This is a genomic window from Sphingopyxis sp. (assembly GCF_016704835.1).
GTDB lineage: Bacteria > Pseudomonadota > Alphaproteobacteria > Sphingomonadales > Sphingomonadaceae > Sphingopyxis.
On record NZ_JADIZJ010000017.1, the window covers coordinates 1 to 8,920 of the forward strand.

Sequence of the window (8,920 nt, forward strand, 5' to 3'; positions counted from 1 at the left end):
AGTTTCGCCGCATCGGGATGAACTCCGCGTAGATCTCGGAAAAATCATCACCGGAGAGGTCGTGAGCTAAAGGAATCCCTGAAGTGATGGCAACTCCCGTCGCAGACGGGTTTCTGGCAAATGCCCCCAGGTCTTGCCGATTCGCGGCGGGTTCCTGCTCCTGCATCCGGCCAGATTCAGACCGGTGCTGGCAACAGACGTCACAGGAGACAGATGCTGGCGGAAGCTCGACGAGAGCAGTAGGTGCCGGGATCTTGTGGGCAGAGCCCGGCATCGAGCCTTCTGGTCCTGAGCAGGACTCCCTCTGGACGGGCTGCAAAGCAGCGGTCCAACACTGGCACGCCCTTGCCCGAACACATTGGCGACGCCCGAAGACCTGTGCGCGAAGCTTTCGGCGGTGCCCCTTGAACAGGGGCAGAGGTGGCGTAGCCTGTCGAACTCGGCATTGGCCTGGCCGAGCGCATTCATGCCACGACCGCGTCCTTGAACTCGTCGGAGGCCCCGCGTTCGATCGGCCCGCAGTCGCCGTTGACGCGGTAGACGTCGCCGCCGCAGATGTAACTGCGCTGGCTGCGTCGCCGAGCCTGGAATCGGGCACTTGTAGACGCGCTCGGCAACCTTGCAGGAGCCATCGCCGCTCGGCGGATCGTCGAGGCAGGTCTCGTGGTCGAAGGTGCAGCCGGGCGTCGCATCGAGCTTGCCGCAGTCGTTGCCGCCGCCAACCACGGTCTGGCACTGGTAGGTCTTCGTCGTCTCCCAGCAGGCTCGCGTGACCGGCACGCCGTCGATAAGCCGCGTTTCATTGGGAGCGGTGCAGGTCTCCGAGGCAAGCGTGCAGGTGCCGAGATCGACCGAGCAGGCATTGTCGGTCCAGATTTCGGTGAACCACTTCGAAACGGAGCTTTCGGGCACGATACCGGCAATATTGGCGCTGCATGAGTAGACTTCTGGGCGCGGCAGGCTCGAGGCAGGTAAGGCCCCCTCCCCAACGGATCGCCGCTGAATCCCAGGTCTTGCAGAGCTGACGGTCGGCAAAAAGCCCGGCAGCGGCGGCGATGGTGCGGAAAGTGGCATGGGTTCCGAGGCGATGGTGCCATTGGCGAGGCCGCTCGTACTGCACCGAGAAACTCGCCACGGGATCGAAGGTCAGCGCATCGGTGATCCCCTCGTTGTTGCAGCGATAGACGTTGCTGACGACCTGGAAGGCATCGGCCGGGGGCGATTTGGCCACGGTGCCCAAGAGGTAGACGTTCGGATCGCTGACCGATGCGTCGCAGTCGTAGTAGTCGACCGTTAGGTTGTAGTCGGGAACGGGGAAGGTCCCGGTCTTGCGGCACAGGGCATTGCCCTCAAGCGCCGCGCAGCCCGGAAAGCCCGGGGCGGTAACGCAGAGGTATTGGTAGAGCGTCTCGTTCCAGGCGGCGACGGTGAGGCTGCGGGTGCAGGTTCTGGGGTTGCTCTGACCACGCTCGAGCCGACATTGCAGCAGTCCATTCCGGCGGTGTTCGTCGTTCCCGGGCTCGGCGGCAGCGGGACACAGTTACCGGTCGAGCCGTCCGCGCTCACCCCCTGAGTGCAGGCATTGGGATCGTCGGTTACGGTGTTGGCCCTCGAAAGGTCGGCGCGGGTGACATCGACGGTCGGTCGCGTGGTCGAATTGGCGGTGCGGTAGGCATCGCTGTTGTAGCCTGCCGCCGCCCCGTCGGCGTACATGTTGCCGGGGTTGTCGTAGTACTGGGTTAGCGGGAGGGTTCGCCTGATAGCCGGGGATCCGTCCCCCGCCCCTCCGCATCGGTGATCCCCTGGTAGGCTCCGCGCACGCTCGATCCGGTGGCACGCGCCTCGGCCTTGGCCTCGTCCACGGTCATGGTGGCCGGTGCGGAAGGTGGTGGGGGCGCAGGCGCGGTCACTCCGGGATGATCGCGGGCGGAGAGGCGGCGCTGCGCGGCTCGACGAGGTCGTCGGGCGGCGGGATGTAGACCTGCGCCGCCGCTCCGGTCGCGGCGATCAACCCGAGGCGGCAAGCGCCAAACCTGCAAAGCGCCGTCCGCCCATCTCAAGGCGCCTTCGCCAGCTGGGTGAGCGCAACGCGGGCGATGCCTGCGCCCGGACCCTTGCCGCCCGCAAAGCTCTCGAGCGCATATTCCACGGTGACATTGCCGGTGAGCCGGTCGTGGTCAGGGGTGGCGCTGGTGCAGTCGAGCCCATCGCACAGCTCATATTCGCGGCCTGCGGCAACAAAGGTCGGGGCCGCCTCGACCTTGAAGGCGCGAAACAGGCGCGGGTCGATGGCGATGTGGGCTTCCTGGCCCTCGTCGGTGACGACGCGCTTCAACCCTTCGGCAAAGGCCTTGGTGCTGCCGCCGGGAAAACCGCGGAAGACGACCACGCCGCCGGCCTTGCTGGTGTCGGCGATCAGGCGGGAAAGCGAGGCCTGCGGCATCGACAGGCTTGCAAAGACCATGAACATCGGTCCCTCGCCCATCGGCGCGCGGGTATTGGCGGCAGCCCCGGACAGCAGTTCGTCAGAAGTCAACCGCCATCCGGACTCCCGTGGGGAGGCTGGCGGGGATCGATCGCGGCGACGGCGGCAAGGCCTTGCTCGCGCAAGGTTTCGGCTTCGCCGCGATGCGCTTCGCCCTTTCCGGCCACCGCATCGACGAGGGTCTGGGCGTCCTGGCGGTGGCCCCCGGTAGTCCGGACCTGATGCCCCGAGATCGATGCCGTCTATCGTTTGCGCGAGCGCTGCAGAAACCGCGGTGAGCGCGAGGAAGCCCGCAATCGGAGCCACTCGTGCCTTTGACATGGTGCGCGCGAAGGTCATGGGCGTTCTCACAGCATGCAGCAGTTGCGCTTGCGCCAGACGAGGTAGCCAAAGTCCTCGCCCTTGACGGGGTAGCCCTTGCCGGTCTGGGGGATGATGGTGGTGGCGCCGATCGGCGCGCAGGCGTAGCGGCCCTTCACGGTCGCGATCGGATTGGTCATCTGCAGCCGATATTGCTGCTTCCTCATCACCGGGCTTCGCGGTGCATCTTGTAGAGCATGCGTTCTGCAACGAGCCGCGAGGCCTGGATCGGGGTCACATGCGCGGCGACGTGGCCGTTCAGGGGATACATCCCGCCGTTGCAGCCCGCGCACCAGAACATCTGGTCGATCGGCAGCTTGGCGGTCGCAGCGACGCAATCGGCGGCGCGGGCCGCGGTTGCGATCCGGGTTCGAGAACAGCGCGACCTCGGGGTTGATGATCGAGGTGGGCGCTGAATCCTGCCCAGCGGGTCGATCCCGGTCATAGGCAACGTCGAAGGTGGTCTGCTCGAAGCGCACAGGAAATCGGTCAGGATCTCCATCCAGTAGAGCAGCGGGTAGACGTAATAGTGCGACTGCCACTGCGACGAGTTCTGCGCCTTGCCGCCGATCTGGCTGCGCCCCTGGACGTGGCCGTTGCCGATGGCGAAGCCGGGATTGAGGCGAATTCCGCCAAGGTTGGGAAAGCACCAGGCCTTGTTGGTGACATCGACGAGCCGCACCGGCTCCCAGAAACCCACTGAGATGCCGATGCGGGATCGGCGAACCCGCAAGCGCACAAGGGAAACGAGGGGTTCTCCGGGTCGGGGCGCGAACCCTTCCAGATCGAGAGCCCGCCGATCGATAGCGGAAACAGGCACGACCAGCACACATCGGTGATCGGATTGATGAACTTGCCGTGGCACGAGACCGTATCGGCCCGGGCCGGCGCGGCTGCGGCAAAGGCGAGCGCGAGGGCGGCGAGGAGACCGCCGATCGTTCGGAAAAGCCGCGTCATGGCTGGCCCTCCCCGCTGAAGTGGTCGTCGGCGCGGAGCTTGGCGCGGAAGTAGAACATCCCGTGTACCGGCGCGGCGAGCACCAGCAGCAGGGCGGGCAGCGCGCCCCGTTCGCCCAGCAGCGCTTTGGTGAGCGGCAGCAGCAACACGGCGAGCGCGAGCGCCCAGCAGAGCGCCATCCACCAGCGGCGCATATGGCGCAGGCGCGGGGTCTCCGGGGCGGCCATCGGCGTCTTGAGGAAGGTGATGAGAGGGTGGGTCATGAGGCCTTGCCTCCGCCAATGAGTGTAGGGGCAGGTGCGGACGCCACCGGCGGCAGGGGGAACTCGCTGATCTTGAGGTTCGAACCACCGGCCGAGACTACCGCCGGTGTGTGGCGGATGCCGAACTTGCCCGTGAGCGTCCCGCCCTGGTCAAAAAAGAAGCGCCGCTGCCAGGGCTTCATCGCGTCGAACGGCGAGCCGGACACGAAGATGATCTTGGCGCGGGCATCGCTCCAGGTCTTGACGGCCCAGGCCAATTCGGCCGGATTATCGCCGTCGATGAAGACCAGCGCCTGGCTTAGCTGGACCATGTCGAGCGGATTGACCCGGGTGCCGCGCGCGGCGATCAGGTTGCCTTTCGCATCGACGATATCATCCTCGGTGACGATCGAAGGATCGAACAGCCACTCGCGCCTGGCGGTCGCCGGGGTCATGCCATCGACCGGCTTGGGGCGGCGTACGCTGGCGACCGCCTGTTCCTGCATCTGGCGCTGCATGCGCTCGATCCCGCCATTGGCTTCGAGGGTCTTGAGGCGCGTCTCGATCGTGGTCAGGAGATCGGTCTCGATGATCGGGAAGGTCTGGCCCATCTGCCCATAGTCGGCAGCGCGCAGTGCCGCGACGAAAGGCCATCCCACCAGGAGCCCGACCGCGCCCGCAGCGCTCAAGAGGGCCAGGCGCCTCACAGCACCGAATCCCCGGTGCCGATGATCCGGTTCGCGCAGACGAAGCCGATGTCGGCGTAGCGGCTGTCGAGCCCGTCCTTGTGCGCGGTGCCGAGATAGTAACAGCGCTCGGGGATTCGGCCGACCGGTCCGGGCGCCAGCGGCTCGCCGCGCGAGCTGGTAGGCTTAAGGCGCGCGACTTCGGCGCCGTTGATCCGCACCACATTGCTCTGGCGGCTCACCACGTCGCCGGGCATGCCGTAAACGCGCTTGGCGAACGGCGGCGAGACCTTGCCGAAATGGGCAGTGATGAGCGGGGTCTGCGCCGGTGCGAACACGACAAAGTCGCCGCGCTGGGGCACGCGGTGCTTGTCGATCCAGAACGCCCAGTTGGGGAGTGACTCTTGTTGGCGTGTTGATCAAGATCGCGTGTTCGTCGCGCCAACTCGCCAGTGACGATCGCGCCGAGACGCCGCCGCGAGGCCGCCGATCACCAGCCATCGCCGGACATCGGTGCCGCGCCGATTGTGGCTGGCCCCCGTTTGGCCACGCGTTCGGCCGCGGGCTGGCTTGGCGCCTCAGTTGGCAGCATTGCCCGCAGCCCCAAGCGGTGCGCCTTGCGGCGTGCCCTGCCCGCCCATCGCCGCGCGCATCGCGCCCATGACGTCGGCCCCCGAGGCGGCAGCAGCCTGCGGCATCTTGACCCGGCATAGACCGCGCACGTCGGCGGTGATGTCGGGGACACGGGCCAGCAACGACCGCCTCGCCAACCAGCACCAGCTGGCCCGCCGCACCGCGCTTCTCAAGATTGCGCTGGATCTCGCCCATGAACGCGCGGGTCTCGGCCGAGACCTGGTCGGGCGGGGTCGCCGAGCGCGCCTGCGCCTGGACATATTCGCCGACGATCCCGGAGCTGGACCTTGGCGTTGTCGGCATGTCGTCGTCCCTGCAAAAGCACGCCTTTGGTCACCCAGGCGCCCAGCAGGCCGGCCGCGACGAGGCAGCGCCACCAGCGCGACCGGCGCGGCGCCAATCCGGGCGCGCGGCATCGCGGTCGCCGTTGCGGTTGTTGCACCTCGGCTTCGAACAGCGGTCCGGGGGCTGCGCTTTCGCCGCTGCTCGGCACGACGCGGGGCTTACCTGCCATGGGGGGGCTCCTTGGAATGGGGGATGTTCGCGGCCGCGCGCCCGAGCGAATGGCGGCGAAAGAAGGCGATGAGGACGAACAGGCCCGCGCTGGCAAGCCAGAACATCAGACGGAAGCGGTCCTGGCGAGCGCCGTCGGCCGCGACATAGCGCGAGGCGAAGTTCTCGAGCTGCAGCACGGTGCCGACGAAGCTGAAATCGCCGAGCATGACGAAGAACAGCAGCCACAAGGCCGCGACGCAGGCCAAGGTGACCGCAAGCCAGCCCGTCACCCGCAGCGCCAGATAGCAGGCATCGGCGAAGCGCGATGGCCTCGAGGGGAACCGCGATGGTGCAGCGGCGGGCATCATTCTGCCGCCTCCGCGAGTTCACCTTCGGCAAAGTCGGGCGCGCCGGGCTCGGCAGGCACGAAATCGGGAAAGGCGACCCGCTCGATCGCATCGGGGAGCGCGAGCCCTCCCCGCACCTTCTCCTCGATCTCGGAAAGACCCGCGGGCTCGAGGAGTAGAGCGTTGCCGAATAGGATCGAGCACCAGTCGTCCGACCGCGAGGGTCTCCGGCCTTGATCAGGACGTCGGAATATTCGGTGCCGTTGCGTTTTAGCGAGCGCAGCAGGCTTTCGGTATAGTGGTCCATCTCGAAGCGCTGATGCTTGGCGAGATCGTTGATCGTCTCCTCTTTCTGCTGGAGGACGATCGACCAGTCCGAGTTCTCGAGCGCGGCGAGCGAGCCTTCCGACTTGTAGAAGTCATTGAGAGACTGGGTGGCGGTGATGAGCGAGCCGCCATACTTGCGGCAGGTGCGCGCATAAGTCTCGATCGCCTGGCCCATCTGCCCGCCGCCCAGCAGCTGCCAGGCCTCATCGATCATGGTGAGCTTGGGCACCGAGCGGTCGAGATCGCGCATCACCCGGAGCGTCAGGAACATGAGCGCGGTCAGCGCCACCGAGCGCAGTTCGGGCTTCGAGGAGAGATCGGAGAGCTCGAACACCGTGAGCCCGGCCGAAAGATCGATCGAGCAGGCGCCTTCGAAGAAGCGGCCAGGTGCCGCCGGTGAGGAACGGCGACATGGCGTCGGCCAGATCGCCGGCATAGGGCGATGGCAGTGCGCGCAGCGCCGCAGCGACATCATCGATCGTGCCCGCGCGCTGCTTGTCGCGCCAGACCGTGCTCACCGCAGAATCAATCAGCCCGCGCTCGGTATCGGACAGCCGGTCCTGCTGGCGCGCCATTTGCCCGACGATCGATTTGAGCATGGCGAGGCATTCGACCTCGTAGTCCTCGCCGTCCTCGTCGCTCGCGAGGGCCTCGCCGTCGATCATGTCGAAGGGATTGAGCGAGAAGCCCGAGGAAAGCTTGAACTCGACGAAGGCACCGCCGAAGGCCTTGACCATGTGTTCGAACGAGCGGCCGTCGTAGATCACGATGACCTTGGCCCCCGCCCCCGACATCGCGGAGCAGACGTCCTGCAGGAACACCGACTTGCCCGATCCCGACTTGCCGAACACCGCGACGTTGTGGTTGCCCGCCGCGTTCTGGAACGGCGACCAGAAGAACGGCTGCCCGCGCCTCCCGATCAGCAGGACGTGGGGATATGCCCCGGTGTGCTCTGCCCTGAAGCGGCGCAATCGAGGCTGCGGTCGTGGTCAGCATGGTCTTGAAGCGCTTCATGCGCTTGAGGTCAGCGGAAAGCCCGTTGGGAAGCGACAGCGGCATCGCTGCGAGCAGACCCATGACCTGGAGGTAACGCTCGTCGATGAGGTCCCACCCGCAGGCCTTTGCAGACCGATTTCACCATGCGCTCGTTGATGTCGCCCTTTGCCGAGTGGCGAGAGCGCGCCGACGCCGTAATAGACCTGCGCAAGCTTGCGGCCCTGGCGTGATCCTCGGCCCGCACATATTGCCATTCGTCGCGCTGTTCGGAGAGCTGGGGCAGGAAGCGGGCCGAGCGGCTGTCGGCGAGGCTGGTGGTGCGCATGACCTTGAGCCCGGCGCGCGAGGCGACCGCCTCCTCGTCCTGGTAGACCAGCCCGAGCACGGTCATGACGTTGCAGCCAAAGCGCAGCTTGTCGTTGATGACATCGCCGATGATCTTCTGGACGTCCCACGGCGCCCATTGCTTGGGCAGGTTGCGCACCGAGAAGAAGCGCCAGTCGAACTTGTCGGGCACGACCTCGCCGATGACAGGTGCGCCGTCCTGACGCTCGCCAGTAGGGCGAAAGCGCTCGGTATGGAGCACGATCCGGTCGGGGGTGACCTGCGTTTCGAGATCGCGCCGCACGCACTGGACGTTGATCGGATCGAGCTCGGAATAGTGCTCGGGCTTGTCGGCATTATCGACCGCCGGGCAGAGAAAATCGTCGAGGAAGGCGATCAGCTCGACCGGGCTCATGTCGCGCGCCGGGATCGACAGCGCCTGCAGTGTGCCCATGAGGCTCTCGCGCACCGTAACGAGCGTGTCGGCGCCGATCGGGCCGCTGAGCCGAGCACCGATCGAAAGGATCACGGGGCTGCGCAGATAGAACGGCGCATCACGCGAGATCGACATCCAGGCTGCCCGGCGCAGCCAGCGCGCGCGGTGCATTGCCGCGCGGCCATAGACGCCCTTGGCGACCACGCGCGGCATGACCCAATCGGCGATGCGCTCGCCGACCGAGGGCTTTGGCCAGTGGATCAGCTGATCTCGCAGCCCGATGGCACGGCATCGGAAGGAAACTGGGTGAGAAGCTCGCCGCTGCGCTCGTCGGCGCCCATCATCGGGGCCAGCTCGAGAATGAACCCGACTGAGTCAGTATTGATGAACATGCGGCTTTTCTTGTCGAAGCTGCGATAGGGCAGCCAGTTCGACAGCATCGGTGCGCCGAGCACCGGGCGTGTCGCCTCGGGATGCGCGCTTTCGCCGAACAGCATGTCGAGGAACCTGTCCCAGAACCCGCGCGAGGCCATAGTCGTTTACTCCTCGACCTTGGCTGGGAAGGCCGCCGGGCCATTGGCTGGTTTCGCGGCCGCCGGAGCAGCACTGGCCGCCGAAGTGGGCACCGGGGC

General features: G+C 66.5%; 10 protein-coding genes and 5 pseudogenes. All 15 read right to left on the reverse strand.

The window, feature by feature from the left end:
- Positions 1 to 66: 66 nt before the first annotated feature.
- Complete coding sequence (gene traN, locus IPF76_RS14835) at positions 67 to 912, reverse strand: conjugal transfer protein TraN (RefSeq protein ID WP_293845631.1); 846 nt, start codon at positions 910 to 912, stop codon at positions 67 to 69.
- Entirely contained in the window at positions 800 to 1,240 is a 441-nt protein-coding gene (locus IPF76_RS14840) for a hypothetical protein (RefSeq protein ID WP_293845657.1), read from the reverse strand. Before IPF76_RS14840 ends, traN begins: the two co-directional genes overlap by 113 nt.
- Before the next feature lie 816 nt (positions 1,241 to 2,056).
- Positions 2,057 to 2,536, reverse strand: a complete 480-nt coding sequence (gene trbC / locus IPF76_RS14845) for a type-F conjugative transfer system pilin assembly protein TrbC (protein WP_293845634.1) — start codon at positions 2,534 to 2,536, stop codon at positions 2,057 to 2,059.
- 296 nt (positions 2,537 to 2,832) lie between these two features.
- Positions 2,833 to 3,802, reverse strand: a pseudogene (locus tag IPF76_RS14850) (TraU family protein).
- Entirely contained in the window at positions 3,799 to 4,065 is a 267-nt protein-coding gene (locus IPF76_RS14855; protein WP_293845637.1) for a hypothetical protein, read from the reverse strand. The pseudogene IPF76_RS14850 and the gene IPF76_RS14855 overlap by 4 nt, the downstream one beginning before the upstream one ends.
- A complete protein-coding gene (traW, locus tag IPF76_RS14860; RefSeq protein ID WP_293845640.1) occupies positions 4,062 to 4,751 on the reverse strand; it encodes a type-F conjugative transfer system protein TraW in 690 nt (229 codons plus the stop codon). The genes IPF76_RS14855 and traW overlap by 4 nt, the downstream gene beginning before the upstream one ends.
- The gene (locus IPF76_RS14865) at positions 4,748 to 5,092 is read right to left on the reverse strand and encodes a S26 family signal peptidase (RefSeq protein ID WP_293845642.1); all 345 of its coding nucleotides are present in this window, start codon (positions 5,090 to 5,092) and stop codon (positions 4,748 to 4,750) included. The genes traW and IPF76_RS14865 overlap by 4 nt, the downstream gene beginning before the upstream one ends.
- A 216-nt stretch (positions 5,093 to 5,308) precedes the next feature.
- Positions 5,309 to 5,485 (reverse strand): hypothetical protein, encoded by a 177-nt coding sequence (locus IPF76_RS14870; protein ID WP_293845645.1) that lies wholly within the window; start codon positions 5,483 to 5,485, stop codon positions 5,309 to 5,311.
- Positions 5,486 to 5,534: 49 nt separating this feature from the next.
- Positions 5,535 to 5,666, reverse strand: a pseudogene (locus IPF76_RS14875) (TrbI F-type domain-containing protein); the annotation flags it as partial.
- Positions 5,667 to 5,866: 200 nt separating this feature from the next.
- The gene (locus tag IPF76_RS14880) at positions 5,867 to 6,226 is read right to left on the reverse strand and encodes a hypothetical protein (RefSeq protein WP_293845648.1); all 360 of its coding nucleotides are present in this window, start codon (positions 6,224 to 6,226) and stop codon (positions 5,867 to 5,869) included.
- Positions 6,227 to 6,488: 262 nt separating this feature from the next.
- A pseudogene (locus IPF76_RS14885) lies at positions 6,489 to 6,821 on the reverse strand (TraM recognition domain-containing protein); the annotation flags it as partial.
- Entirely contained in the window at positions 6,736 to 7,503 is a 768-nt protein-coding gene (locus tag IPF76_RS14890) for a hypothetical protein (RefSeq protein ID WP_293845651.1), read from the reverse strand. The pseudogene IPF76_RS14885 and the gene IPF76_RS14890, both read right to left, overlap by 86 nt.
- 22 nt (positions 7,504 to 7,525) lie before the next feature.
- Positions 7,526 to 7,609: pseudogene (locus IPF76_RS14895) on the reverse strand (DUF5934 domain-containing protein); the annotation flags it as partial.
- Between the two features lie 103 nt (positions 7,610 to 7,712).
- Positions 7,713 to 8,501, reverse strand: a pseudogene (locus tag IPF76_RS14900) (TraC family protein); the annotation flags it as partial.
- A gap of 47 nt (positions 8,502 to 8,548) precedes the next feature.
- A complete protein-coding gene (locus IPF76_RS14905; protein ID WP_293845654.1) occupies positions 8,549 to 8,821 on the reverse strand; it encodes a TraC family protein in 273 nt (90 codons plus the stop codon).
- Positions 8,822 to 8,920: the final 99 nt, after the last annotated feature.